Genomic DNA, 24,936 nt, shown 5'->3' with positions numbered 1-24,936 from the left:
TTTTATTGATATAATGCAGTTATCAAGTAAAAACGAAGAAAGAGGTGGAGAAATTGCTGAAAAAAATTTACACAAAAAATGCTCCGGAAGCTATTGGCCCTTATTCGCAGGCGATCCTATTCAATGAACTTTTGTTCAGTTCAGGACAAATCCCGGTGGACCCGGCTACCGGAGAGGTTGTGCAGGGAGACATTACGGCTCAGGCGGAGCAGGTAATGAAGAACGTGGGAGCAGTGCTTGCGGAAGCGGGGACGGACTTTGAGGCTGTTATCAAGACGACCTGTTTCCTGAGCGACATGGGAGACTTTGCCGCATTTAACGAGGTGTACGGAAGGTATTTTACCGAAAAGCCGGCGCGTTCCTGTGTGGCGGTGAAGGCGCTTCCCAAGAATGTGCTGTGCGAGGTTGAGGTTATCGCAGCGGTTGGGAAGTAAAGCAAAAGTTTATGGTCCGGACTGCTGAAAGCAGAAATGCAGAGTTCAAATTAAAGAGCTGATATGTAACAAAACGTGAAATAGCACAATGCGGGAGTGTATTGTGCATAAGGAGGGGAATTTTTCCATGAGTGAAAAAAAAGTAAGAGAAAAAAAGAAACCGAGTTTTTTCCTGGCAGTGCTTCCGATTCTGGCAATGATACTGCTGCTGGGCGTAGGCTATGCGGTAATGGGCTTAAGCCCTGAGGTTCTGATGCTGGTATCCGCGGCAGTGGCAGCGGTGATTGCCGTTTCGCTGGGTTATACCTGGGACGACATCATGAATTCCATCGTAGGAAAGCTTTCCAAAACGATGCCGGCTATTTTTATCCTGATTATCGTAGGCTTCCTGATTGGTTCCTGGATGATCGGCGGCACCATCCCGATGATGGTTTATTACGGACTGAAAATTATCAGCCCCCGTTATATCGCAGTTACTTCTTTTCTGGTAACAGCAGTGGTTTCCCTGTGTACCGGAACCTCCTGGGGTTCTGCGGGAACCATCGGCGTGGCCCTGATGGGTGTTGCGGCAGGTATGGGCGCTCCGCTTCCGCTGGTAGCAGGCGCTGTTGTATCCGGTGCGTATTTCGGCGACAAGATGTCCCCGCTTTCCGATACCACCAACCTGGCTCCCATTGCAGCAGGCTCCAAGCTGTATGACCATATCGGACATATGTTCTACACTACGATTCCCGGATGTATTATCTGTCTGATCGTTTATACCATAGCCGGATTTTCGCTGGCAGGCGGCGGTGCGGTGGCAACTCCTGAAAAGGTGGATACCATCCTGACAACGCTGGAAGGGATGTTCCGCTTCAACCCGCTGGTAATCCTGCCTCCGATTATCGTACTGTACGGTTCCATCCGCAAGAAGCCTACCATCCCGGTAATGCTGATTTCCAGCGTGGTTGCTTTCTTTAACGCCACGGTTTTCCAGGGCTTCTCCCTGCAGCAGTGCTTTACCGCAGCTATCAGCGGCTTCAGCCTTGATATGGTTACCAAAGCCGGTTTTGATGCGGCTGCCCTGATTCCTGATATCCCGAGGCTGCTGGAACGCGGCGGCATGCTTTCCATGCTGAATACGGTTCTGATTGCATTCTGTGCTTATGGTTTTGCCGGAACCCTGGCTGTTACAGGTTCCCTTGATATCGTGCTGAATAAGCTGATGAAGTCCGTAAAGAGCACGGGCGGCCTGATTGTATCCACAATCGTTTCCTGTATTACCGCAGTTTTCGTAACAAGCAACGGACAGCTCTCCATCCTGATTCCCGGAGAAATGTTCTCCAAGACCTATATCAAAAAGGGCCTGCAGCCCAAGAACCTTTCCAGGACACTGGAAGACTCCGCAACCGTTGTGGAACCCATCGTTCCCTGGACGGCAGCAGGCGTTTACATGGCAACAACACTGGGCGTGCCCACGCTTTCCTATCTGCCATGGGCGATCCTGTGCTACACCGGCGTGATTTTTGCAATCATCTGGGGCTTCACCGGCTTCGGTATTGCCAAGATTAAGCCCGGCGACGATTATTATGAGGAATATCTGGCTCTTCAGAAAGAAGACAAAGCAGCATAAGCGCTGTCCCGGGAGGAGGTTTTACAATGGGAATGCATTTTGATTTTGACACTATGACGGACCGCAGGAATACAAACTGCGGGAAATGGGACACCATGGATAAAAAATACGGCCGGAAGGACATGATTCATCTGGGCGTTGCGGATATGGATTTCAAGGCGCCGGCGCCTGTCCTTGACGGACTGCGCGAAGTGCTTGACATGGGCGTCCTGGGCTACACGGACTTAAGCGATAAGTTTTTTGAAAGCATTCAGCGCTGGTATAAGAAGCAGTACGGCCTGGAGGTGCCCAGGGAGTGGATCGTATTCTGTCCCAGAATCAATATTGCCTCCAGTATCTGTGTGGAAACCTATACGGAAGCGGGCGACGGCGTCATCATGAATACGCCTGCCTATGGCCCGCTGCAGAGCGCGATCCTCAAAAACGGCAGAAGGATGCTTTCCAGCCCGCTGAAAAGGAACGGGGATCGGTATGAACTGGATTTTGACCATATGGAAAGCCTGGTGGACGAGCGGACGAAAATGCTGATCATGTGCAATCCCCACAACCCGACCGGGCGTTCCTGGACAAGAGAAGAACTGGCGCAGGCAGCCGATTTCTGTAAAAAGCACAACCTCGTTCTTTTTTCAGATGAAATCCACGGGGATCTGACAGCAGAAGGGGTGAAGCACCAGTCCACCCTTTCCGTTACAGAGGATGTGAACGACAGGCTGATTCTGGCAACCTCGCCTGCAAAGACCTTCAACATCCCGGGCGTTATCGTTTCCTATATGATAATTCCCAATGAGGAGCTTCGCAGCCGGATCGCTGCCGACATTGACAGGATCGGCATGCATAACCCCACTATTTTTGCAGTTACCGCCGTGGAAAAGGCGTATACGGAATGTGACGACTGGTATGAGGCGGTAAAGAAGTATATTGATGAAAATGAAAAATATACCCGTAGTTATTTTGCGGAGCATTTCCCCAAGCTTCATATCATGCCCAGAGAGGGCACCTATCTGTTATGGATTGATTACCGGGAAACCGGCATGAGTGAAGAAGAGTTGGAGCAGTGGTTCCTGCAGGAGGCCAACGTATCCGTATATATGGGAAGCGTGTTCGGGGAAGCCGGCCGCGGCTATATCCGGCTGAATCTGGCGTCACCCAGAAGCCTGCTGGAAGAAGCGTATGAAAGAATGCGCGGGGCGTGGAAACGCTGATGCGTGGAAGCGTTTTTAAAATACCATGCAGGAAATGTTATGCAGTAAAATGTTGTGCGGTAAGATGCTATGCGGTCGTATGCGGTGAACGATACGTGCTGCAAAAGCGCAGTGCAAATTATTTTCAGCAGTTAAGAAAGACGTTCAAAAAAAATGGAGCAGAAAAGCCGTCTGCCGGGAGAAGCCCGGTCAGGCGGCTTTTCTTGTCAGGCGGAAATCCATCCAATGGATGAGCAGTTTCAAATCACAGCGAAAATGAGTGCATTGGTGTGAAAAAATGTCTGTTTACCTGCCTGTAAAACAAGCATCCGCCTGAGAAAAAGGTGCCAGGCATCTGGCTGCTAAACAACGTCAGGCATCTGCCTGAGAAACAGTTGACAAACCCAAACGCCCTGTATATAATAAAACACAATTTCATATATAAAAGGCAAAGAAGAGAAGAGTAGGCGGCAGGCGCTTTTACAGAGAGTCCAGGTTGGTGAGAATGGATGAAGTAAATGCAGCTGAACATGGTCTTGGAGCTGCGCACCGAAAACCTGTGGGTTCAGGCTGCGACGGAAGCACCCGTTAGCGTGATATACTATCGATGAATCATTTCTCATCCGTAGTTGATAAGGTCTGCGCCGTGAGGCTCAGGCGAATTTGGGGTGGTAACACGAAGCGAAGCTCTCGTCCCCGAAAAAGAAATTTTTTCGGAGAGGAGGGATTTTTTTTGCCCTCAGTCCGGGAAGGCCGGACTGCAGCGGAGCGGGCATCCGCGTTATCATAACAAATTCAGGAAATGAGGGATATTAAATGAAAAATATTTTAGTCGGAGGAGCCTGGCCCTACGCCAACGGCTCACTTCATATCGGGCATATAGCAGCGCTGCTGCCGGCGGATGTGCTGGCGCGTTATCACAGAGCTGCCGGCGATAAGGTGTGTTTTGTATCAGGAAGCGACTGCCACGGGACACCGGTGGCCATCCGGGCAAAACAGGAAGGGAAAACGCCTGAGGAAATCAGTGACTTATATCATGAGGAATTTTCCCAATGCTTCAGAAAGCTGGGATTTAGCTATGATTTGTATACGAAAACCTCGTCACCGGCGCATAAGGATTTTGTCAGTAAGTTCCATAAAAAACTGTATGAAAGCCCTTATGTTTATGAAAAGGAGGTGCCGCAGGCCTACTGTGAATGCTGCCATGCCTTTTTGGCGGATCGTTTCGTGGAAGGGCTCTGCCCGGTCTGCGGGAAAAGCGCTAGGGGGGATCAATGTGATGAATGCGGCGCGGTGCTGGAGGCGGAAAACCTGAAGCAGCCGGTATGCGCAGTCTGCGGTTCCGCGGTTTCCTTCCGCAGCAGCAGGCATCTGTTTATTGCGCTTACCAGGCTGAAGGACAGACTGCAGGAGCTGGTGGACACCCATGAAAACTGGAGAAAAAACGCGGCGGCATTTTCCAGGCGGTATCTTGGCGAAGGGCTGCGTGACCGGGCGCTGACGCGGGATCTGGAATGGGGCATCGATGTGCCGAAGGCGGGCTATGAAGGAAAGAAAATATATATCTGGGCGGAAAATGTGCTGGGCTATTTATCTACAAGCCATGAGGCGCTGAAAGGCTGCCCGGGGGAATTTGAAAGGCTCTGGGGGCTGGACGGAGGCTGCGGAAGCGAAGCAGAGGCGGAAACGGAAGCCCCGGAAACCGGCGCCGAGGGAGAAAACGCGGAGATCAGGCATTATTATGTGCATGGGAAGGATAATATCCCCTTTCATACGATTATTCTCCCTTCGCTGCTGATTGCCAATGGCAGTGGCTGGCATCTTCCTGATGAAATCATTTCCAGTGAATATCTGACGCTGGAAGGGCGCAAGATTTCCACCAGCCGGAATTATGCCATCTGGATAAAGGATATGATAGATAAGTACGATGCGGATTCCCTGCGTTATTATCTGCTGGCAAACGGACCGGAGAAAAAGGACGCCGATTTTTCCTGGAGAGAATTTGTCAACAGCCACAACGGGGAGCTTCTTGGGGCCTACGGCAATTTTGTGAACCGGACGCTGGTATTTATCCGGAAGTACCTGGACGGAACTGTCCCCTGCGGCACGCCCGATACGGCGCTGGAGGAGGAACTGGAGAAGCTTTTCGCCGATACGGGCGCGAGGATTGAAAAAGGACGCTTTAAGGATGCGGTGGACGGGATTTTTGAACTTGTAAGGAAGGCGAATAAATACTTTGATTCCACCCAGCCCTGGATTACAAGGAACACGGATGCCGGGAAATGTGCGGATACTCTGTATAACTGCGTACAGCTGATAGCCGGACTGGCGGTTCTTTTATATCCTTTCCTGCCATTTTCTTCTGAGAAAATCTGCGGCTGGCTGCAGCTGTCCGCAGAATGGAAGCCTCAGCAGGTGAAGGCAGGATATCCTGTTCCGGAAGTGCAGGTGCTCTTTGAACGGCTTGATAAGAAGGTGGTTGAGGAAGAAACGGAAAAGCTGGAGAGGCTTTTGCCGGAGAATTAGGTATATAATCGAAAGCATTAAGAGGGTTCGGGATGAAATTCCCGGGCCCCTTTTTAAATGAAAGCATGTATAGCCGGAATGTTTTTTCAGCTGTTAGATAATCTACCATAAGCTTTACTGCATCAGTAGCAATCCTTCTGTGCCAATATGATTTATTTATTCGATAGCCAATCGCTACTTGATTTTTTCTTTTTTATAATCAAACATTTTTGCAAGACCTATGAGCCTGTCAAGTCATTATGCATATCCTCACAGGGCAATCGCTTACGAAAAAAGAATAAATAGGAAAAGGCTTTCTCCATAAATTAAAAAGTGGTATCCTCTAAAGAAAGGATACTGATAAGATATGGGACGAGGATTGGCAGAAATATTGAAGGAAGTATATCGCATTGTACTTTTTAGCATTGTACCTTTTCAAAGGGAAGGGAAAATGTGAATATGCGAAGACATCAGAAAAAGGACATGGATGCTATGAGACGCGGGAATGCTATGCGGCAATGGACAGCAGCTGGCTGCCGCAAAAAAACGACTGGGAAGACATATGCGTGACAGGAATGCTGGTCAGTAGAAAACAAACTGCGTTGAGTACTGGACGTAGAATTTGATGAGGATCATATGCGGATGCGGAAACAAGGGGGATATGATTTATCCTTCCCCCCCCCCGAAACCGGGCATCCAACTAACCTCATAAACTTTTATTTATCGGGCTTCAATACTTACATCCAGGGCATAATCGGAGGCAGTATACAGAACGGATGTCCCGCAGGGTCAATCATCACCCGCCAACGGTCGTCATATTGGTACTCCGATAAGCTTGCGCCGCACGACAAGGCATATTTCACCCCTTCTTCCACATCCTGAACGTGAAAGTCCAAGTGCGCCATTTGCTGCTGCGCATCCAGTGTAGCAGGCCACACGGGCGGCACATAATCATCCACCTGTTGAATGGTAATCCAGGTTGGAGTTCCTGTTTGTTCCAAATTTACTAAGACTGTATATTCTTCACCCTTGAACCGCGTCCAGCCAAGCAATTTTTCATAAAATGCAGACAACTCGTCCGCGTGATTGGAATCCAAAACGACATTCCATCCCATAAGATTAAGTGCCATTATACAATCCCTCCACATTTTTAATCTGACAGGTACGCCTTATTTGCCTGAGGCATACAAACGCATAACCACTTTTTTCATTTTAATATGACAGTTTGGAAATGTCAAACAGTTCATTTCGTTTCATTATTTCATTCTGCCGCCCATAACCCTGTTTGTTTGCCAGGGTACCATTTTACCCTTGCAGAAGTGTATTGCACACAGCGGAAATGCTGATTCTATGGGCCTTTCTGGCTAGGAAAAGATTTTATTATCGCCGAATATTTACTGTTTTTTATAATGGGCAACAGCGCAAAAAGGAGAAAAAGCCGATGAATATAAAAAATATGGACATTGTGCGCGAATACGGCCGGCCGCCGTTCCGGGCGATAGTCCTGCACGGAGGCCCCGGGGCTCCCGGATGTGCCGCAGGCTTCCTCAGTTTTCTTATTATGTCCTTGAAAAATGCGGTCATGATCCATGGAAAGAAAAATACGCAAGGAAGCGATTCCTGGATTTGCTGGAAGCAGAAGTAAATTTCTTGATAAAACCAGCGGAACTCCGGACGTCCAGGCTATTATAAAAAGATTCCGGGCCGGGGAACCGGAAAGAAAGAGGCATGAAATGCAAATAGAAACAGAACGGCTGAGAATTACCGCTCTTACTCCCGAACAGCTTGATTGGTGGTTAAACGATTTGCCCCGGCTGGAAGAAAAACTGAACTGTTCCTACCAGGCCGAACCGCTGGAAGGAATATTCAAAGAAATTGTTTCCGGACAGTTGGAAATTACCAGACAGGACAGCGAAAACTACCTGTGGCACAGCTTTTGGCTTCTCATCAGAAAAGCCGATAATGTCGTTGTAGGCTCCGCTGATTTTAAGAATGTACCCGATGAAAAAGGCCAGGTTGAAATAGGCTATGGCCTGGGAAAAGCCTTTGAACATGAAGGATATATGACGGAAGCCGTCCGCGCCATGTGCAGCTGGGCAAAGGAGCAGGAAGGGGTGTCCTGTATCACTGCGGAAACGGAAGCAGACGGCTTTGCCTCCCAGCGTATCCTAAAGCGCTGCGGTTTTACGGAATATGCAGGGAATGATACCATCTGGTGGAGAATGTAGCCGGAATCAGACAGTTAATATCAGGAAATTATCCTCCATATACAAGCAGACTCTCCATGAAATCCCGATAAAAATAAACCCAGAAACCATATTACAAAACTGTAACCTTCAGGAAAGCCAATATGATACCTTCCCATAAGAAAATCCGGTATCCTGTGAATCAGAAAGACAACACCATCAATTAACCGGAATGAAATATGGAAAGGATGAATGGATATGAAAAAAAGGATCGTTATCATGCTTCTGCTGACGGCAGTGATGCTGAACGGCTGTAAGGCAGACAGCACAGCGGAGCGTCCGGCGGCGGATTCTGTGACAGCATTGGACAGCGTAGCGCAAACAGGAGACAACAAGGCAGAAGACAAAAAGGCAGAGGAAAGTGCAGTAAAAGAAAGCGCAACAAAGAAAAATACAGCAGAGGAAACAGCAGTAGGCGAATCAGCGGGAGAGTCCTCCGGGCAGCCGCCGGAAACAGAAGAAGGAATTACTGTAATCGGTGAGTTTGCCAGACTTTCTGCAGAGGAAGGAAACTGGAAAGGGCTGACAACAGAAGAAAAGCTGGAGGATTTCGATTTCCTGTATCAAACCCTGAAAGAAAATTACCCCTACTGGAATCTGGCCGAGCGGACGCAGAATATAGATTTGGAAGAGCAGTACCGGATCTGCAGGGAAAAAATAAAAAACTCCGAAACAGACATGCAGCTCTTCACAAATATACAGGGGTTCGTAGGACCATGCGGCGGAATCGGTCACTTGCAGCTTGTTATTGAAAATTGGGCGGATGATTACAGCAACCTGGACGGCATTTCCGAAGATTTACTCCCTCTCATGCGAAAAATCAGTGATGCCTATGCGAATGATACTTCAGTTGCAGCATATGAGAAGATTGAAAAATCATTTCAAAAAGCATGGGAAAAAGTCCAGGCGTACTATGAAGAACAGGGGATGTCTGACTTGCTTCAGTCAGACCCGGGTTCCATGGCTCAGGAGGATGAAACAGGAGATACCATACTTCTGGACAGCGGCGAAACCGATAATCTTTTATACGGGATCATTGAAGAAGGAAAGACTGCCTACATTAAAATAAGATTTTTTGACATGGATTATTATGAAGAAGACCGTAAAATCCTGACCGGCTTATACGAAAAATACAGCGATTATGAAAATGTCATTTTTGATTTAACCGATAACGGAGGCGGCGGAATGCCCTACTTTGACGATATCATTATGGCTCCTAACATTGACCATACCTGTACCGCCGACACATACCAATTTGTAAAAAACGGCAGCTATAACCGCAAATTCATGGATTTTTCTGAATATAAGCCTGTCAGTGAGGTCCCCGAACTGCCCAGATTGAATCAGGAAGACCTTTCCGGACTTGATTTATTTGTGGCCGATACCTATAAGGTTGAGCCTTCCGGAGAAAAGAAAGCCCTGAAAGGAAAACTGTGGATGCTGGTGAACGAAAATGTGTATTCCTCCTCCGAATATGCGGCCATGTTCACGAAAGCCACCGGATTTGCAACTCTTGTGGGGCGGACGACCGGCGGCGACGGAATCGGTTCCGAACCTCTGCCCATCGTCCTTAAGAACAGCGGCCTCATCGTGCGGTATAGCCCTGTTTACGGAACTACCCCTGACGGCGCGGGCAGCGAGGAATTCGGAACGGAACCTGATATCCTTTCCCCGGAAGGCGAAAGCCCACTGGAAACCTGCCTGAAAGCTATTGGCTAAAACCCGGGGCAATGTTTTTATATTAATGAAATAACATTAAGCAGACGGCATTGAAAATATGTCATTGACAAATATTCAATAGAGGAGTAAGCTGAAAACAGAAAGAGAGAGGATCCATATGAGAGTTTCCAAAGAACCTGAAGTCAGAAAACAGGAAATGCTGGACACCGCCATGCGGGTATTTGCCGAGAAGGGCTTTGAAGCCACTACCATGAAGGATATTGCTGCTGAAATGAATGTGGTTTCCGGGCTTTGCTACCATTATTTCCAGAATAAACAGCAGCTGTATGAAGAAGCTTTGACGCACTATGCAGAAGAGTGCAGCGAGCCTTTTATCCAGATTTTCAGGAATACAAAGCAGCCGCTGGAAGAGTGCATGAAGGCTGTTATTGCATTCCTGTATCAGGAGGAAGGAAAATATAAATACGCCTCTTTTTTTGATAAAAAAGGAAATGAATTTTTTCATCGCCAGCTGAGTATGCATATGGAGGAGAAAATTGCCCCATACCTTGCGGAATATCTCAGGTGCCGCTCTGAAATGGGAGAAATCAACGTGGATTATCCGGAGCAGACAGCTCTTTTTATTTTAAGCGGCCAGTCCCCCATCCTCATTGATGAAAGGATTCCATTAAAGGAAAAGACAGAACTGCTGCACAAATTGATTTATAAAATATTACAGTAGGCCGGCCCCGCTGTTTTGGCGGGGCTTTTCTGCAAAATGCTATTGAATATAAGTCAATGACATGGGTTTAATCATTTTTACTGTAATTATTGTCCTGAAGAATTATCCTAAAATGCTATATTACACGGACAGTTCTGCCCCTGAAGGTCTGAAGGTGAAAACGCACCAGTTTACGGCAAAAAACAATATTTGAAAGGACGGCGCCAGAGAATGGATGATACGAGCAAAAAAATAACAACAGATTATTTCAACAAAACAGCGGAGGATTACGACACAAGCCATGACGGAAAATTTGTCCAATGTATGTACCGGGAAATTCTTGCCCGCGTACCGGATACCAGAGGACAGCGGCTTCTTGATTTGGGCTGCGGCAACGGCAATATACTAAAAACCCTGAATGAACGCATCCTGGCAGAATATTACGGCCTGGATATTTCGGAAAAAATGATTGAAGAGGCGGGAAAGAAACTGGGGAAGGCGGCGCGGCTTCAGGTGGGAGACGCGGAACAGCTGCCCTATAAGGACAATTTTTTTGATGTGGTGGTTTGCAATGCTTCCTTCCACCATTACCCGAACCCGGAAAAGGCCGCTGCAGAAATGGGCAGAATCATAAAACCCGGCGGCCTTCTAATCCTCGGTGACCCCACAATGCCCTCTATAATGATTGAGGTGTTTAACTGGGCGTTAAAGTGGAGCAGTTCCGGTGACGTTAAGCTGTGGAAGAAACGGGAAATCAGGGAGCTTTTTGGAAGATGCGGCTTTGTAATGGAGGATTGGAAGCGGATTAAATACAGATGCTTTGTCTGTAGTTTGAGGAAAAGGTAAGGGGGACGGCTGCAACGGCCGTTGTAACAGAAAAATATGTCGGGAAGAAAAAATACTGCCGCCCTATAGTACAAAAGGGCTGGCAGTATTTTTTCTTCTTCCTGCTTATAATAAAGAACGTCTGTCGAATTTCTCTTCGCAGTATTTGCAGCGGTATATTTCTTTTTTCTCATCGGAGAGAACGAAAATATGAGGAAGTCCCTGCTCAATGGAAGTGATACAGCGGGGATTTTTGCAGTGAATAACGTTTTTGATTTCTTTGGGGAGTATCAGTTCCTTCTTCTTAACAATTTCGCCGTTTTTTATAATATTTACAGTAATATTGTGATCTATGAAGGCCAGGACATCAAGGTTCATCATGTCAACATCGCATTCCACCTTCAGAATATCTTTTTTCCCCATTTTATTGCTGCGTGCATTTTTGATGATAGCCACCGTGCAGTCCAGCTTGTCCAGCTGCAGGTGACGGTAAATGGACAGGCTGGTGCCGGCCTTGATGTGGTCAAGCACGAAGCCTTCTTCAATTTTTCCTACATTTAACATAAGGTTGCCTTTCTGCCCGCTAATGGGCGTTTATACTAATGCCACAAAGGGCGTTTTCCTGGTAAATTAATCATTTACGCTGATACCCAGCAGGGTGAGGATAAGCGCCATGCGGACATACACGCCATACTGCGCCTGCTTGAAGTAAACAGCCCTCGGATCGTCATCCACATCCACGGAGATTTCATTGACCCTGGGCAGGGGATGAAGGACGAGCATGTCACTGGGAGCCAGGGAAAGCTTGGCTTTGTCGAGCACATAGAAGTCCTTTAAGCGGACGTAATCCTCTTCGTTGAAGAAACGCTCCTTCTGAACGCGGGTCATGTAAAGGATATCCAGGCTGGGCATAATTTCCTCCAGCTGTGTGACTTCCTCGTAGGGAATATTTTTTTCCTTCAGCATTTCCGTAATGTAGTCGGGGACGCGCAGTTCATCAGGGGAGATGAAAATAAAACGTACATTGTCATAGCGAACGAGGGCATTAATCAGGGAATGTACGGTCCGGCCGAATTTCAGGTCGCCGCACAGTCCGATGGTAAGCTGGTTCAGGCGGCCCTTTAGCGTGCTGATGGTCATCAGATCAGTCAGCGTCTGGGTCGGATGCTGATGTCCGCCGTCGCCGGCGTTGATTACCGGGATTCCTGAAACGGAGGCGGCTACCATGGGAGCGCCCTCTTTGGGATGGCGCATGGCGCAGATATCTGCATAACAGGAGATGATGCGGATGGTGTCGGCCACGCTTTCGCCCTTGGAAGCGGAGGAGCTTGCGGCATCGGAGAAGCCCAGCACGCTGCCGCCCAGATTGAGCATGGCGGCTTCAAAGCTTAAGCGGGTCCGGGTGCTCGGTTCATAGAAACAGGTAGCTAACTTTTTCCCCTCGCAGGCATGCGCATATTTCGGCATGTTCGATTCGATATCCCTTGCCAGGGCAAAGAGCTTGTCCAGTTCCTCCACGGAAAAGTCAAGCGGGTTCATTAAATGTTTCATTTATCGGTCTCCTTTCTGTTAAATGCGGAAATATTGGGATCTGGACATCAATTTTGCTGAACGTGTCCTGCCGCCCCGGCCCATAAATAACGCCTGCGGTCGGCAGGCGTTGATTTTAGAAAATCGAAGAGAAAATAATTTTCCCTTCGATTTATATTCATATATCCGGTATGAAATTCTGCTTATTGCCAGGCTTGCAGCGGTTTGCAAATCGTCCCATAAAATTCTCCACATTTCTTACAGCCACTTACTATTTGTGACATTATAGCACATCGAAAAAGGGGGTTCAATCTATTTTTACGTAAAATTTATTTTTTATAAAAATAGAAGGTCCGGATGAAAAACCTTTGCAAATCAGGTGCATATCTATTATAATTTACGCGAAGGATATGAAGTAAGGCAGCAGTTTGGAAGTCTTAACTGTTGCGAAGAGAGAACTGAATGGAACAGATACACGCGCACATAAGAACGCGCATAAGCAGCATAAGAAAAGAGGTAGCCTATGGACGGTGAAAACAGGAACGGGGAAGTGCAGTTTACGGAACGAAAAAGATGGCTGTTTTTCGGCCTGCCCTTTACCTTTACCGTATATACGGTGAAGGATGATATCATTACCGTTTCGGAAGGTTTTCTGAATAAAAAGGAAAACGACTGTTATATGTATAAGGTGCAGGACGTGGAGCTGGTGGAGTCTCTGGCGGAACGCATTGTTGGAATCGGTACGGTGAAATGTTATACCGGCGATACCACCAATCCGGTGCTGATGCTGACTCATATAAAAAATGCCAGAACCATTAAAAATTACATATTGGAGGCCTCGGAGAAGGCAAGAATCCGGCGCCGTACCATGAATATGCTGAATATCGGCGCAGAAGGCGCGGATGACGGCGATTGGGACGACGGCAGGGAATAGGCGGGGACGTTTGGAATATTTTCATTCTCGAAAAGAAAGATGCGGAAAACCAGTTTTTTCTGCATCTTTTTGTGTGGGGGAGTGAGTCCGGCCGCGAATGGGTTCTCCGAAGGCCCGGGGCAGGGGCAGGAGGCGGGGGAAAGGCTTTTTTCCGGGACCAGTCGGCCCGGGCATTGCGATGAGCCTTGGGCGAAAAATTATGTCAGGTGTGCCTTCCATAATTTTTAAGTCTCATCTCCATGGGCCGAAAAGGTCCCGGAAAAAAGCCTTTCCCCCGCCTCCTGCCCCTGCCCCGGGTCTTCGGAGAAACCATTCGCGGCCGGACCGGAAGGTTGCTGGGGGGAGCAGAATAAATAAAGGGATTAAAGAGAATAAAGGGATTAATGGAATTAAGAAAAAATATGAAAAAATGAGCTTGGGATGCGCGAGGATTTTGGTGGATGAAGGCGTCTAGGAGCGGCGCGGCAGGAGGAGTGTTGGAGATGGAACTTGATATGACGAAGGGGAGTCCCTTTAAGCTGATTGTGAGGTTTATTATTCCGATTATTATCGGGAATATTTTTCAGCAGCTGTATAGTCTGGTGGATACCGTGATTGTGGGGCGGTTTGTGGGCGTGAAGGCTTTGGCGGCTGTGGGGGCCACGGGGACGATTACGTTTTTGATTCTGGGATTTCTGCAGGGGCTGACTACGGGCTTTACGATTCTGACGGCGCAGCGTTTCGGCGCCGGGGATGAGGAGGGGATGAAGAAGAGCGTGGGAAATGCCGCGGTACTTTCTGTTATCGTTACGGTGGTTATGACCTTTACGAGTGTGCTGATTATGGACTGGCTGCTGCGTATTATGAGGACGCCTGCGGATATTATGGATATGTCCAGGGAATATATTCTGATTATCTGCTGGGGAATGGGCTTCAGCGTGCTTTATAATCTGCTGTCCAGTATTCTGCGGGCTGTGGGGAACAGTAAGGTGCCGCTTTATTTTCTGGTGCTGTCGGCTGCGATTAACATTATAGGGGATCTGGTTCTGATCATTTGTTTTGATATGGGTGTGGCCGGGGCTGCGGTGGCGACGATTGCATCGCAGGGAATTTCCGGGCTTTTGTGTCTTGTTTATATGGTAAAGAAGGTCCCGCTTCTTGCTTTGCATAAGGAGCATCTGAGGCTGGATCCGTGGTGTGTGCGGAATCAGGTATCCATCGGGATTCCCATGGCGTTGCAGTTTTCCATTACTGCGGTGGGGACGATTATGGTGCAGGTGGCGCTGAATATGCTGGGTTCTACCGTGGTTGCCGCTTATACGGCGGCCTGCAAGGTGGAGCAGCTGGTGACGCAGGTATTTGCTTCCATGGGTATGACAATGGCCACCTTCTGCGGGCAGAACCGGGGGATTAATGATCTGGGGCGTATTAAGAAGGGAAGCAGGATCGCTTTCTGGATGTCTGCGGTTTACGGAGTGATTATTTATGCAGTGGTTGTTGTGGCGCTACCGGTGATTATCCGGTTGTTTGTAACCGGGGACAGCACGGAGGTGCTGGGGTATGCGAGGACCTATATTTTGATTAACGGGGCTTTCTTTATTCCGCTGGGGATGATTTTTATCTATAGAAATGTGATGCAAAGCTGCGGTTATGCGTTGATGCCGATGATGGGCGGCGTGGTGGAGCTTTTGAGCAGGGCCGTGCTGGCCGTGGTGGCGGCGAAGCTGCTGAGCTATGTGGGCGTGTGCGCCGCAAATGCCAGCGCATGGTGCCTGGGCGGAATTTTCCTGTACATTGCTTATCGGTTTACCATGAAGAAGATGGAGAGGGAGAAGCTGTTTGCCGAGGGGCAGCGGCAGGAGGCTTCCTCATAATTGCTTCCTTTAATTAGGAAGAAAGCGGAAATAGCGGGCAGGGATATCCTGTCCGCTATTTCCGCGGGTAATGGGGAAGGCTGTGCTGGTATTTTCCGGATTTAATGCTTCTTTTTCCCGGCGGGGGACTGGATTGCCTGTTCCATGAGCAGTCCGGTGGCAAACCAGCAGGGGGCGTAGTCCAGGCGGATGACCTTGCCGATGTTCCAGCGGGCCTTGCCGTAGCTCCAGGGGCAGAGGCCTTTTTTCAGGAGAAAACGGCCTGAGAGGTATTCTGCCACGAAAATGAAAAGGGCATAGACGCAGCCTCTGACGAACCAGTGGCATTTTTTTACCAGGGCGCAGATGGGGCGCAGCAGGCAGCCAGCCCCGTAGATGGGAAACATCCACAGGGAGGTGGTGCCCTGAAGCGTGAATTTGCGCTGCTGGAGGGAGTGGAGGGCGGTAAATGTAATTTCAAGGCACCAGCCGAGGATGCCGCATTTTATAAAGTCTTTCCATAATTTTTGCATGTTAATATTTTGGCCGGTTATTCTTTTTTTATGCAAAATGTGCTAGGATGTATAGAAAAGAAGTTGAAAAAATGTTATTCCCGTGAGCAGCGGCCAGGCACCCGTGCTTGTATGGATATCTGGCGGCTTGCCCTGCAGCGTTGCAGGTTTGATGCTTCGTTGCCTGCGGCGGGGGATTTGATTGCGCGCAGCGACGCGCGGATAGGAGAAGAGATGAATTATCAGGAGGCGCTTGCCTATATGCAGGAATGCAATACCTTCGGCGTGGTGCCGGGCCTTGAGAATATAAAGGAGCTGTTGGCGCGGCTGGGTAATCCGCAGGAGAAATTAAGCTTTATACATATCGCGGGGACGAACGGCAAAGGCTCCGTAATGAATTTTATTTCCACGGTGCTTACGGAAGGCGGTTATAAGACGGGACGGTATATTTCTCCTGCCATTTTTGAGTACAGGGAGCTGTTTCAGATCAATGGGAAGCCAATCAGCAAGGCAGAGCTTGGCAAAACCATGGAACCTGTGCGGGAGGCGGCGGAGGCTATGGCGGCGGAAACCGGAAGGCATCCCACGGTTTTTGAGGTGGAGACAGCCCTTGCTTTTTTATGGTTTTGTCAGAAAAAATGTGATATTGTGGTGCTGGAAACCGGGATGGGCGGGCTGCTGGATGCCACAAATGTAATTCCGGCGCCGCTGCTTTGCGTTTTTGCGTCCATCAGTATGGATCATATGGCTTTTCTGGGCGATACGCTGGAGGAGATTGCAGCGCAGAAGGCGGGGATTATCAAGCCGGGAAGCCGTGTGGTTTCCTGCAGGCAGCTTCCTGAGGCTATGGGAGTGATTGAGGAAGCCTGTAAGGAAAAGGGCTGTGAACTGTTTGTATCCGATATGGGGTCGGCAAAAAATGTGAAGTACGGGCTGGAAAAGCAGCGGTTTTCTTATAAGGGACATAAAAATCTGGAAATCACCATGGCCGGAATCCATCAAATCGACAACTGCGCCCTTGCTGTGGAAGCGCTTGACCGGCTTGCGGATTTGGGCTTTCCCGTAAAGGAGGAGAAGCTGAAGGCCGGGCTTCTGCGCGCAAAGTGGCCGGGGCGCTTTGAAATTATCGGCAGGAAACCGCTGTTTATCGCAGACGGGGCGCATAACGAGGACGGCGCGGTAAAACTGGCCCAGTCCATACGTTTCTATTTTACAAATAGAAGAATCATATATATAATGGGAATATTGAAGGACAAGGAAGTGGATAAAATCATCCTGAATACCTGTGATTATGCGGATGCCATTATCACGGTGGCAGCGCCCGGCAACCCCAGGGCGATGTCTTCCTGTGAGCTGGCGGAGGTGGTGCGCAGGGTGCATGAAAATGTGACCGCGGCGGACAGTCCGGAGGAGGCCGTGGAAATGGCACGCCTTCTGGCAGGGAAAGAGGATGTTATCATCGCTTTTGGCTCCCTGTCCTTTCTGGGGGATATCATCAGAATCGCGGAAAAGAGGCAGCAGTGAGAAATCAGGCAGCGGCCGGTCAGGAGAGACACGCATGGTAGATAAAGCAAAAATTGAGGAAGCGGTGAAGCTGCTTCTGGAAGGAATCGGAGAAGATGTAAACCGGGAAGGGCTGGTGGAGACGCCCCAGCGGATAGCAAGGATGTATGAGGAGATTTTCGGCGGGATGGATGAGGATCCGGCGGTGCCGCTGTCCAAGCAGTTTCAGGCGGAGGGCGCAGGGATTGTGCTGGAAAAGGACATTACCTTTTATTCCACCTGTGAGCATCATCTGATGCCGTTTTTCGGAAAAGCCCATGTGGCTTATCTTCCGGACGGTAAGGTGGTGGGCTTAAGCAAGCTGGCGAGGACGGTGGAGATTTTCGCCAGAAGGCCGCAGCTTCAGGAAAAGCTTACGGCGCAGGTGGCGGATGCCCTGATGGATTATCTGAAGCCAAAGGGAGTGATGATCCTGATTGAGGCGGAGCATATGTGCATGACAATGCGCGGTGTGAAGAAGCCGGGGAGCAAGACGGTAACTGTGGCGACAAGAGGTGCTTTTGAAGAGAATGCCGCGCTGCAGGAAACCTTTTATCATATGCTGGAGTGTTAGGGCGTATTTGAAATTTGCTCCACAGCCTGTCGGGGAAAGGAAGAGCGGTATGGACAGAGTCAACAGGATACTGCACAATCCGAAGTACAGGGAATGTGTGGAAAAAAACCGGAAATATGAAGAAGAACGGATCTTCTGCAGGCACGATATGTCTCATTTCCTGGATGTGGCCCGGCTTTCCTGGATTGAAAATCTGGAAAAGGGGCTGGGAATTGAGAAGGAGCTTATTTACGCGGCGGCGTTGCTGCATGACTGCGGCAGGTTCCGGCAGTATGAGGACGGCACGCCCCATGAGCTTGCCGGAACACAGCTGGCGGAGGAGATTCTTTTTGACTGCGGCTTTGAGGAACCGGAGCGGGAGGAAATCCTCCGGGCGATTTCAGGGCACAGGGAAAAAAAGCTGGCACAGGAGGAGAGCCTGCGCGGGGTGCTTTACAGGGCGGATAAGAAAAGCCGGCCCTGCTTTGCATGCCCGGCGGAAGGCGCCTGCAGCTGGCCGCCCTCCAAAAAGAACCTTTTGCTGAAGTGGTGAAGTGTCCCCTCGCCGTGTCATTTCCTGCGGGGCGTCCGGCGCTGTCCTCCCTTCCTGCTCCCGGCAGGTGTTCCGCGCGTTCGGACGGGAAAATGGGGGATTTCTAACCGGTCTGTTATTCTCTTCTGCTGCCAAAGCGGCGCGAACTCCTCACTGGCGTTCGTTAAACAGCGCCGCTTTGGGCGGGCAGCAGAAGAGAATAACAAACCAGTAAGAAATCACTCCATTTTCCCGTGACTCACGCACTGAACACCTGCCGGGAGCAGGAAGGGAGGACAGCGCCGGACACCCCGCAGGAAATGACACGGCGAGGGGAGGCAGGCTGTGAAGAGGGGAGAAGGGCAGATACAAAGAGTGTGGGAGAGCAGTGAAATTAGGACGGGCGTGAGAAAAGATAATTTTTCAGGAGGCAGGCAGGATGGTTATAGGCGGCAGGGAATTTGTTGACAGCGGGAAGACATATGTGATGGGGATTTTGAATGTGACTCCGGATTCTTTTTCGGATGGGGGGCGTTTTAATGAGATGGACAGGGCGCTTTGGCATGTGGAGGAGATGATTGGGGATGGGATGGATATCCTGGATATCGGCGGGGAGTCCACAAGGCCGGGGTATACGCTGCTTTCGGAGGAGGAGGAGACTTCGCGGGTGGCTCCGGTGATTGAGGCGGTGAAGAAACGGTTTGACGTGCCGGTTTCCCTGGATACATATAAGTATAAGGTGGCGCAGGCGGGAATCGCGGCAGGGGCGGATTTGATTAATGATATCTGGGGACTGAAATATGACGGCGGCCAGATGGCGGAGACGATTGCGGGAAGCGGGCTGCCCTGTTGCCTGATGCATAACAGACAGAATGCGGATTACGGGAATTTCCTGGAGGATCTGGCGGCGGATCTGGCGGATACGCTGCGGATTGCGGAAGCGGCCGGAATCAGGGATGATAAGATTATCCTGGACCCGGGCGTGGGCTTTGGGAAAACCTATGAAAATAATCTGGAGGTGATTAATCATCTGGACAGCCTGCGGATTTTTAACTGTCCGCTGCTGCTGGGGACTTCCAGGAAGTCGGTGATAGGGCTGACGCTTGATCTGCCTGCGGACGAAAGGCTGGAGGGTACGCTGGTGACCACGGTATTTGCGGTGCTGAGCGGGTGTTCCTTTGTGCGTGTGCATGATGTGAAGGCGAATAAGAGGGCCATTCGTATGGCGGAGGCGATCCTGCAGGAGGGCAGGTAGTTACTGGTCACGGAGTGAACAGTAATATAATAAGGAGGTGCCGTTGTGGATCAGATACGGATTAAGGGACTGGAAATTTTTGCGCATCATGGAGTTTATCCGGAGGAAAAGGAAAAGGGACAGCATTTTTTCCTGGATGCGGTGTTATATACGGATACGAGAAGAGCGGGGCTGACGGACAGGCTGGAGCTCTCCACCGATTATGGAGAGGTGTGCAGGCTGATGAACGAGGTTATGTGCGCCCAGACCTATGATTTGATAGAACGGGCGGCGGAGCAGACTGCGCAGGAGGTTTTGCTGGCATTTCCGCTGATCCGGCGGCTGGAGCTGGAACTGCATAAGCCGGAGGCGCCGATTCCGCTTCCCTTCGGGGATGTGTCGGTGCGGATTGAGAGGGGCTGGCACAGGGCGTTCGTTGCGTTTGGCTCCAATATGGGGGATAAAGAATATTATCTGGAAAAAGGGCTGAAGGAGCTGAAGGAGCATCCGCTCTGCCGTCCGGTGAAGGTTTCGAAGGTTTACAGGACCACGCCCTACGGCGGCGTTGAGCAGGAGGATTTCCTCAACGGCGTCATGGAGCTGGAAACGCTGCTTACGCCCTTTGAGCTGCTGGAGAAGCTGCAGCAGGTGGAAAGGCAGGCCGGACGGGAGCGTAAGGTACACTGGGGGCCGCGGACGCTGGATCTGGATCTGCTGCTTTACGATGATTGTGTGATCGATACCGAAACGCTTACAGTGCCTCATCCCGACATGCAGAACAGGGATTTTGTGCTGGCGCCGCTGTGTGAAATAGCGCCGTTCGTAAGGCATCCTTTCACTGGAAAGACGGCAAAGCAGATGCTGGAGGAGCTTAAGCACAATGGTGAAAAGCATGTGGTTGACACAGCGCAAAATAAATTGGATTGAAGAAAAATAAGTTTGCACAGGACCGGTTCAGCCTCATCTGGCCTGGTATGTGAAGGACGAAGGAGCGAAGAAGCATGGATTTAGGGGATTTGAGGAAACAGATAGATTCGGTGGATGAGCAGATTGTCAGCCTCTATGAGGAACGGATGGACATCTGTAAGCATGTGGCCGAGGTGAAGATAGAAACAGGGAAGAAGGTCTTTGACAGGGAACGGGAAAAAGAAAAGATCGCCAGGGTAAAGTCCCTGACACATAATGATTTTAACCGCACAGGGATCGGGGAGCTGTTTGAGCAGATCATGTCCATGAGCCGCAAGCTCCAGTATCAGCTGCTGGCGGAAAAAGGAAGCATGGGACGCCTTCCCTTCATCGGGGTGGATTCCCTGGTGGATGACCGGGTGAGAGTGGTTTTTCAGGGGGCGGAAGGGGCTTATTCCCAGGCGGCCATGCATCAGTACTTCGGAGAGGAGGTAAACAGCTTCCATGTGGATACCTTCCGGGATGCCTGCTGCGCCATAGAGGAAGGCAGCGCGGATTTCGCCGTGCTTCCCATTGAAAATTCCACCGCCGGGATCGTGAACGAAATTTATGATCTGCTTGTGGAATTTGAAAATTATATTGTGGGAGAGCAGATAATCAGGATAGAGCACTGCCTGCTGGGCGTCCCGGGGACCAGGATGGAGGATATCAGGACGGTATTTTCCCACCCCCAGTCACTGATGCAGAGCGCAAGGTTTCTGGCGGAGCATGACTGGAAGCAGATCAGCCTGCCCAATAACGCCTTTGCCGCCAGAAAGGTAGCGCAGGAGGGCGACTGTACACAGGCGGCCATTGCCAGCGAATATGCGGGCAAGGTATACGGGCTGGAGGTGCTTAAAAAGCCCGTGAACCAGTCTGAGACGAATTCCACCCGCTTCATTATAATCACCAACCAGAAGATTTTCCGCAAGGATGCAAAAAAGGTGAGCATCTGCTTCGAAATCGCCCATGAAAGCGGTTCCCTTTATCACATGCTGTCCCATTTTATCTACAACAATCTGAACATGACCAAAATAGAAAGCCGCCCCATTGAAGGACGCAACTGGGAATACCGGTTTTTCGTTGACTTTGACGGCAACCTGGCTGACAGCGCGGTAAAGAATGCGCTGCGCGGGCTGCGGGATGAAGCGCAGAACATGCGGATTTTGGGAAATTACTGACGGCAGAGCCTTAAAAGTGATGTTTTTTGATTATAAAGAGGATGGGAAGGACAGGCACAATGAGAGAAAAAGAGCTGATTGTATATAAGGATTTTGGAGAGGACGGCGCGCTGCTTGCGGACATGGTCTGGCTGATGGAGCATTACGGTACCGGTGAGGAGGGCATCCAGAAGGAAAGCTCCCTGCTGTACGAGTGTATGCACGGGCTGCTGGAAATGGCCGGAAGCCATGGCTTTTCAGGCAACCTGTGGCACTGCTATCTGACGAACCTGCTTGTGAATAATGAAAACAGCTACAGCCGCGCCTGTGAAATCAGGGGAGCTGTGGAGGGCACCATCAATGAGGCGGTGCTGCATGACATTGCTATTTTTAAAGAATTTTTTGATTATGACTTTACGGATATGATGAATAAGCTGGAAGCGCCTGCTTTTTCCATGGCTCTTTCCTATGAAGGGAATATGCAGGAGAGCAAGGTGTACAATACCCGTATCCGCGACCGCATCTGCACGCTGGCCGTGCGTTTCCGGGAGGATGGGACGCCGGAGGAGATGAAGGCGACCCTGACGGAATTTTATAAGGAATACGGCGTCGGCAAATTCGGCCTGCACAAGGCCTTCCGCATCGCCCATAAGGAAGGGGAAACGGTAATCGAACCGATCCTGAACATCGCCCACGTGAAGCTTTCCGATCTGGTGGGCTATGAAACCGCCAAGAAAAAGCTCATCGACAATACGGAAGCCTTTGTATTAGGAAAGAAGGCAAACAACTGCCTGCTGTACGGCGATGCGGGAACCGGAAAATCCTCCAGCATCAAAGCCATTGCCAATGCATATTATTCACAGGGGCTGCGCATCATTGAGGTATATAAGCACCAGTTCCAGGATTTGAATGATGTGATCGGCCAGATTAAAAACAGGAATTATAAGTTTATCATCTATATGGATGACCTGAGCTTTGAGGATTTTGAAATCGAATATAAGTACCTGAAGGCGGTTATCGAAGGCGGGCTGGAGAAGAAGCCGGCCAACGTCCTGATTTATGCCACCTCCAACAGAAGGCATCTGGTCAGGGAAAAATTCAGTGACAAGAGGGAGCTGGATGATGATCTGCACAATAACGACACCGTACAGGAAAAGCTGTCTCTGGTATCCCGCTTCGGCGTGACCATTTATTTCGGCGCGCCGGATAAAGCCCAGTTCCAGAATATCGTAAAAACGCTGGCGCTCCGTTACGGGGTAACCATGCCGGAGGAGGAACTGCTGGCAGAAGCCAATAAGTGGGAGCTGTACCACGGCGGGCTTTCCGGCAGGACGGCGCAGCAGTTTATCGATTATCTGCTGGGCCGGATGTAGGAGCGAAAACAGGGGAAGAAAGGAAGGGATGCAGGGTGAAGACTTTTGCCGCCATAGACGTGGGATCTTATGAGCTTTCCATGAAGATATTTGAATTTTCGGCGAAAACAAGCATGAAGGAAATCGACCATATCCGCCATCGGATCGATTTGGGAAACGATACCTTCGCCACCGGAAAAATCAGCTATGAAAAGGTAGATGAACTATGCCGTGTCCTCCGTGAATTCGAAGAAATCATGCGCAGCTACAAGGTGGAGGACTACAGGGCCTACGGCACCAGTGCCATACGGGAAACGGAAAATACCATGATCGTGCTGGATCAGATCCAGCAGCGCACGGGAATCCATATTGATGTGCTCAGCAATTCCGAGCAGCGTTTCCTGGATTACAAATCCATTGCGCTGAAGGGCCAGGATTTTAACAAAATTATTGAAAAAGGGACGGCGATCGTGGATATCGGCGGCGGCAGCATCCAGGTTTCCCTGTTTGACAAGGATACGCTGGTAGCCACCCAGAACCTGCGCCTGGGCGTTCTGCGCCTCCAGGAGCTGTTAAACAAGCTGAACGCCAGGCCCGCCAAATACGAAGGGCTGCTGGAGGAAATGATCGACAGCCAGCTCTCCGTTTTCAAAAAGCTGTATCTGAAGGACAGAATCGTTGAAAATATTATCATTGTGGATGATTATGTGTCAACGCTGATTCAGAAAAGGCTCACCGGCTCCCAGACGCCGGGATATGTGGACAGCGCAAGTTACGGCGTTTTCATGGAAGCCCTGCGCAGCCATACTAAGGAAGAAGTGGCGGCCCACTTCGGCGTTTCCGTGGAAAGCCTTCCGCTGATATTTATTTCCGCCGTACTGATTTACAACGTGGCGAAGCTCATGGAAGCCAAGCTGCTGTGGGCGCCCGGCGTGACGCTCTGCGATGGCATTGCCTATGAATATGCGGAAAAAAATAAAATCATCGGGCCGAAGCATGATTTTGAACAGGATATCGTAGCCTGCGCCAGGAATATCAGCAAGCGCTTCATGGGAAGCAGGCGCCGCGGCGAAACCCTGGAGCATATCTGCGTCACGATTTTTGACAGCATGAAAAAGGTGCATGGACTGGGAAAGAGGGAGAGGCTATTGCTGCGCATTGCCGCCCTGCTCCACGACTGCGGGAAATATATCAGCATGGTGAATCTGGGGGAATGTTCCTACAGCATTGTCATGGCCACGGAGATCATCGGCCTTTCCCACAGGGAACGTGAAATTGTCGCCAACGTGGTTAAATATAACCATCAGGATTTTGACTATTATGAAGAGCTGGGGACCACCACAACACTGGACACCCAGTCCTATCTTACCATTGCCAAGCTGACGGCCATCCTGCGGGTGGCAAACGGCCTGGATCGCAGCCACAAGCAGAAGTTCCGGGATTTCAGGACGACCCTGAAGGAGGATCAGCTGATCATCACGGTGAACACCGCGGAGGATATCACCCTGGAAAGAGGGCTGTTTGAGGCCAAAGCGTCATTTTTCGAAGAGGTTTTCAGTTTACATCCAGTCATTAAGCAGAAAAAATTGTAACCGTGAAGGGAAGAAGCAGTTACAAAGAATTCATA

General features: G+C 49.9%; 23 protein-coding genes and 1 other annotated feature. Of the genes, 19 read left to right on the top strand and 4 right to left on the bottom strand.

The features are described 5' to 3' along the window. Positions 1-53: 53 nt before the first annotated feature. The 4 genes from DXC51_RS22175 to metG all read left to right on the top strand — a co-directional run bounded on the left by DXC51_RS22175 (position 54) and on the right by metG (position 5,753). The gene (locus DXC51_RS22175; RefSeq protein ID WP_025490839.1) at positions 54-434 is read left to right on the top strand and encodes a RidA family protein; all 381 of its coding nucleotides are present in this window, start codon (positions 54-56) and stop codon (positions 432-434) included. Positions 435-561: 127 nt separating this feature from the next. Next, positions 562-2,046 (top strand): Na+/H+ antiporter NhaC, encoded by a 1,485-nt coding sequence (gene nhaC / locus DXC51_RS22170; protein ID WP_025490840.1) that lies wholly within the window; start codon positions 562-564, stop codon positions 2,044-2,046. A 26-nt stretch (positions 2,047-2,072) separates the two neighbouring features. Then, complete coding sequence (locus tag DXC51_RS22165) at positions 2,073-3,248, top strand: MalY/PatB family protein (protein ID WP_117545474.1); 1,176 nt, start codon at positions 2,073-2,075, stop codon at positions 3,246-3,248. 421 nt (positions 3,249-3,669) lie between these two features. Continuing rightward, positions 3,670-3,928 (top strand) — a binding site (T-box leader). Between the two features lie 115 nt (positions 3,929-4,043). Continuing rightward, positions 4,044-5,753 carry a methionine--tRNA ligase gene (metG, locus tag DXC51_RS22155; RefSeq protein ID WP_117545472.1) on the top strand — a complete coding sequence of 570 codons (1,710 nt, stop codon included), beginning with the start codon at positions 4,044-4,046 and terminating at the stop codon, positions 5,751-5,753. 716 nt (positions 5,754-6,469) lie between these two features. Here metG and DXC51_RS22145 read toward each other — a convergent pair. Continuing rightward, on the bottom strand, positions 6,470-6,862 hold the full coding sequence (locus DXC51_RS22145) for a VOC family protein (protein WP_117545470.1): 393 nt from the start codon (positions 6,860-6,862) through the stop codon (positions 6,470-6,472). A gap of 311 nt (positions 6,863-7,173) precedes the next feature. On the opposite strand from DXC51_RS22145, the gene DXC51_RS29325 reads away from it, so the two are divergent. The 5 genes from DXC51_RS29325 to DXC51_RS22120 all read left to right on the top strand — a co-directional run bounded on the left by DXC51_RS29325 (position 7,174) and on the right by DXC51_RS22120 (position 11,204). Further along, a complete protein-coding gene (locus DXC51_RS29325; RefSeq protein WP_147332394.1) occupies positions 7,174-7,377 on the top strand; it encodes a hypothetical protein in 204 nt (67 codons plus the stop codon). 88 nt (positions 7,378-7,465) lie between these two features. Next, positions 7,466-7,960: a GNAT family N-acetyltransferase gene (locus DXC51_RS22135; RefSeq protein WP_117545479.1), complete on the top strand. Its 495-nt coding sequence runs from the start codon at positions 7,466-7,468 to the stop codon at positions 7,958-7,960. A 216-nt stretch (positions 7,961-8,176) separates the two neighbouring features. Continuing rightward, positions 8,177-9,697, top strand: coding sequence for a S41 family peptidase (locus tag DXC51_RS22130; protein ID WP_243003254.1), 1,521 nt, complete (start codon positions 8,177-8,179; stop codon positions 9,695-9,697). 118 nt (positions 9,698-9,815) lie between these two features. Next, positions 9,816-10,379 carry a TetR/AcrR family transcriptional regulator gene (locus tag DXC51_RS22125; protein ID WP_102288217.1) on the top strand — a complete coding sequence of 188 codons (564 nt, stop codon included), beginning with the start codon at positions 9,816-9,818 and terminating at the stop codon, positions 10,377-10,379. Between the two features lie 210 nt (positions 10,380-10,589). Continuing rightward, positions 10,590-11,204 (top strand): class I SAM-dependent methyltransferase, encoded by a 615-nt coding sequence (locus tag DXC51_RS22120; protein ID WP_117545468.1) that lies wholly within the window; start codon positions 10,590-10,592, stop codon positions 11,202-11,204. Between the two features lie 105 nt (positions 11,205-11,309). Here the strand turns inward: DXC51_RS22120 and DXC51_RS22115 are convergent, their stop codons facing one another. Further along, positions 11,310-11,747: an aspartate carbamoyltransferase regulatory subunit gene (locus tag DXC51_RS22115; RefSeq protein ID WP_021635641.1), complete on the bottom strand. Its 438-nt coding sequence runs from the start codon at positions 11,745-11,747 to the stop codon at positions 11,310-11,312. Positions 11,748-11,813: 66 nt separating this feature from the next. Beyond that, on the bottom strand, positions 11,814-12,734 hold the full coding sequence (gene pyrB / locus DXC51_RS22110) for an aspartate carbamoyltransferase (protein WP_117545467.1): 921 nt from the start codon (positions 12,732-12,734) through the stop codon (positions 11,814-11,816). 502 nt (positions 12,735-13,236) lie between these two features. Here pyrB and DXC51_RS22105 point away from each other — a divergent pair. Both DXC51_RS22105 and DXC51_RS22090 read left to right on the top strand, forming a co-directional pair. Beyond that, on the top strand, positions 13,237-13,647 hold the full coding sequence (locus DXC51_RS22105) for a PH domain-containing protein (RefSeq protein ID WP_021635638.1): 411 nt from the start codon (positions 13,237-13,239) through the stop codon (positions 13,645-13,647). 482 nt (positions 13,648-14,129) lie between these two features. Continuing rightward, a complete protein-coding gene (locus DXC51_RS22090) occupies positions 14,130-15,500 on the top strand; it encodes an MATE family efflux transporter (RefSeq protein WP_102288229.1) in 1,371 nt (456 codons plus the stop codon). Between the two features lie 101 nt (positions 15,501-15,601). Here the strand turns inward: DXC51_RS22090 and DXC51_RS22085 are convergent, their stop codons facing one another. Next, positions 15,602-16,012 carry a putative ABC transporter permease gene (locus DXC51_RS22085; RefSeq protein ID WP_025490845.1) on the bottom strand — a complete coding sequence of 137 codons (411 nt, stop codon included), beginning with the start codon at positions 16,010-16,012 and terminating at the stop codon, positions 15,602-15,604. A 111-nt stretch (positions 16,013-16,123) separates the two neighbouring features. On the opposite strand from DXC51_RS22085, the gene DXC51_RS22080 reads away from it, so the two are divergent. The 8 genes from DXC51_RS22080 to DXC51_RS22045 all read left to right on the top strand — a co-directional run bounded on the left by DXC51_RS22080 (position 16,124) and on the right by DXC51_RS22045 (position 24,901). Then, positions 16,124-17,515 carry a bifunctional folylpolyglutamate synthase/dihydrofolate synthase gene (locus tag DXC51_RS22080; RefSeq protein ID WP_243003253.1) on the top strand — a complete coding sequence of 464 codons (1,392 nt, stop codon included), beginning with the start codon at positions 16,124-16,126 and terminating at the stop codon, positions 17,513-17,515. Between the two features lie 34 nt (positions 17,516-17,549). Continuing rightward, positions 17,550-18,107, top strand: a complete 558-nt coding sequence (gene folE, locus DXC51_RS22075; RefSeq protein ID WP_117545464.1) for a GTP cyclohydrolase I FolE — start codon at positions 17,550-17,552, stop codon at positions 18,105-18,107. A 49-nt stretch (positions 18,108-18,156) separates the two neighbouring features. Further along, positions 18,157-18,639 carry an HD domain-containing protein gene (locus tag DXC51_RS22070; protein ID WP_117545463.1) on the top strand — a complete coding sequence of 161 codons (483 nt, stop codon included), beginning with the start codon at positions 18,157-18,159 and terminating at the stop codon, positions 18,637-18,639. Between the two features lie 418 nt (positions 18,640-19,057). Beyond that, a complete protein-coding gene (gene folP / locus DXC51_RS22065) occupies positions 19,058-19,873 on the top strand; it encodes a dihydropteroate synthase (RefSeq protein WP_021634099.1) in 816 nt (271 codons plus the stop codon). 45 nt (positions 19,874-19,918) lie between these two features. After that, the gene (gene folK, locus DXC51_RS22060; RefSeq protein WP_021634098.1) at positions 19,919-20,779 is read left to right on the top strand and encodes a 2-amino-4-hydroxy-6-hydroxymethyldihydropteridine diphosphokinase; all 861 of its coding nucleotides are present in this window, start codon (positions 19,919-19,921) and stop codon (positions 20,777-20,779) included. A gap of 74 nt (positions 20,780-20,853) precedes the next feature. Further along, positions 20,854-21,978 (top strand): prephenate dehydratase, encoded by a 1,125-nt coding sequence (gene pheA / locus DXC51_RS22055; protein ID WP_021634097.1) that lies wholly within the window; start codon positions 20,854-20,856, stop codon positions 21,976-21,978. Between the two features lie 59 nt (positions 21,979-22,037). Then, positions 22,038-23,330 (top strand): ATP-binding protein, encoded by a 1,293-nt coding sequence (locus DXC51_RS22050; protein ID WP_117545462.1) that lies wholly within the window; start codon positions 22,038-22,040, stop codon positions 23,328-23,330. An 80-nt stretch (positions 23,331-23,410) separates the two neighbouring features. Further along, positions 23,411-24,901, top strand: coding sequence for a Ppx/GppA phosphatase family protein (locus DXC51_RS22045; RefSeq protein WP_180998217.1), 1,491 nt, complete (start codon positions 23,411-23,413; stop codon positions 24,899-24,901). Positions 24,902-24,936: the final 35 nt, after the last annotated feature.

This window comes from Eisenbergiella massiliensis (assembly GCF_003435485.1).
Note: the sequence above shows the minus strand (reverse complement) of the source record. Positions and strands in the feature narration are given on the sequence as shown.

Bases quoted from the DNA above. Each gene is read 5' to 3' on its own strand.
- metG (WP_117545472.1), top strand. From the start codon at position 4,044: ATGAAAAATATTTTAGTCGGAGGAGCCTGGCCCTACGCCAACGGCTCA.
- DXC51_RS22130 (WP_243003254.1), top strand. From the start codon at position 8,177: ATGAAAAAAAGGATCGTTATCATGCTTCTGCTGACGGCAGTGATGCTG.
- DXC51_RS22085 (WP_025490845.1), bottom strand. From the start codon at position 16,012: ATGCAAAAATTATGGAAAGACTTTATAAAATGCGGCATCCTCGGCTGG.
- nhaC (WP_025490840.1), top strand. From the start codon at position 562: ATGAGTGAAAAAAAAGTAAGAGAAAAAAAGAAACCGAGTTTTTTCCTG.
- pyrB (WP_117545467.1), bottom strand. From the start codon at position 12,734: ATGAAACATTTAATGAACCCGCTTGACTTTTCCGTGGAGGAACTGGAC.
- DXC51_RS22125 (WP_102288217.1), top strand. From the start codon at position 9,816: ATGAGAGTTTCCAAAGAACCTGAAGTCAGAAAACAGGAAATGCTGGAC.
- folP (WP_021634099.1), top strand. From the start codon at position 19,058: ATGGTTATAGGCGGCAGGGAATTTGTTGACAGCGGGAAGACATATGTG.
- DXC51_RS22045 (WP_180998217.1), top strand. From the start codon at position 23,411: ATGAAGATATTTGAATTTTCGGCGAAAACAAGCATGAAGGAAATCGAC.
- DXC51_RS22105 (WP_021635638.1), top strand. From the start codon at position 13,237: ATGGACGGTGAAAACAGGAACGGGGAAGTGCAGTTTACGGAACGAAAA.
- DXC51_RS22115 (WP_021635641.1), bottom strand. From the start codon at position 11,747: ATGTTAAATGTAGGAAAAATTGAAGAAGGCTTCGTGCTTGACCACATC.
- pheA (WP_021634097.1), top strand. From the start codon at position 20,854: ATGGATTTAGGGGATTTGAGGAAACAGATAGATTCGGTGGATGAGCAG.
- DXC51_RS29325 (WP_147332394.1), top strand. From the start codon at position 7,174: ATGAATATAAAAAATATGGACATTGTGCGCGAATACGGCCGGCCGCCG.
- DXC51_RS22145 (WP_117545470.1), bottom strand. From the start codon at position 6,862: ATGGCACTTAATCTTATGGGATGGAATGTCGTTTTGGATTCCAATCAC.
- DXC51_RS22090 (WP_102288229.1), top strand. From the start codon at position 14,130: ATGGAACTTGATATGACGAAGGGGAGTCCCTTTAAGCTGATTGTGAGG.
- DXC51_RS22165 (WP_117545474.1), top strand. From the start codon at position 2,073: ATGGGAATGCATTTTGATTTTGACACTATGACGGACCGCAGGAATACA.
- folE (WP_117545464.1), top strand. From the start codon at position 17,550: ATGGTAGATAAAGCAAAAATTGAGGAAGCGGTGAAGCTGCTTCTGGAA.
- DXC51_RS22080 (WP_243003253.1), top strand. From the start codon at position 16,124: ATGGATATCTGGCGGCTTGCCCTGCAGCGTTGCAGGTTTGATGCTTCG.
- DXC51_RS22050 (WP_117545462.1), top strand. From the start codon at position 22,038: ATGAGAGAAAAAGAGCTGATTGTATATAAGGATTTTGGAGAGGACGGC.
- DXC51_RS22070 (WP_117545463.1), top strand. From the start codon at position 18,157: ATGGACAGAGTCAACAGGATACTGCACAATCCGAAGTACAGGGAATGT.
- DXC51_RS22135 (WP_117545479.1), top strand. From the start codon at position 7,466: ATGCAAATAGAAACAGAACGGCTGAGAATTACCGCTCTTACTCCCGAA.
- DXC51_RS22120 (WP_117545468.1), top strand. From the start codon at position 10,590: ATGGATGATACGAGCAAAAAAATAACAACAGATTATTTCAACAAAACA.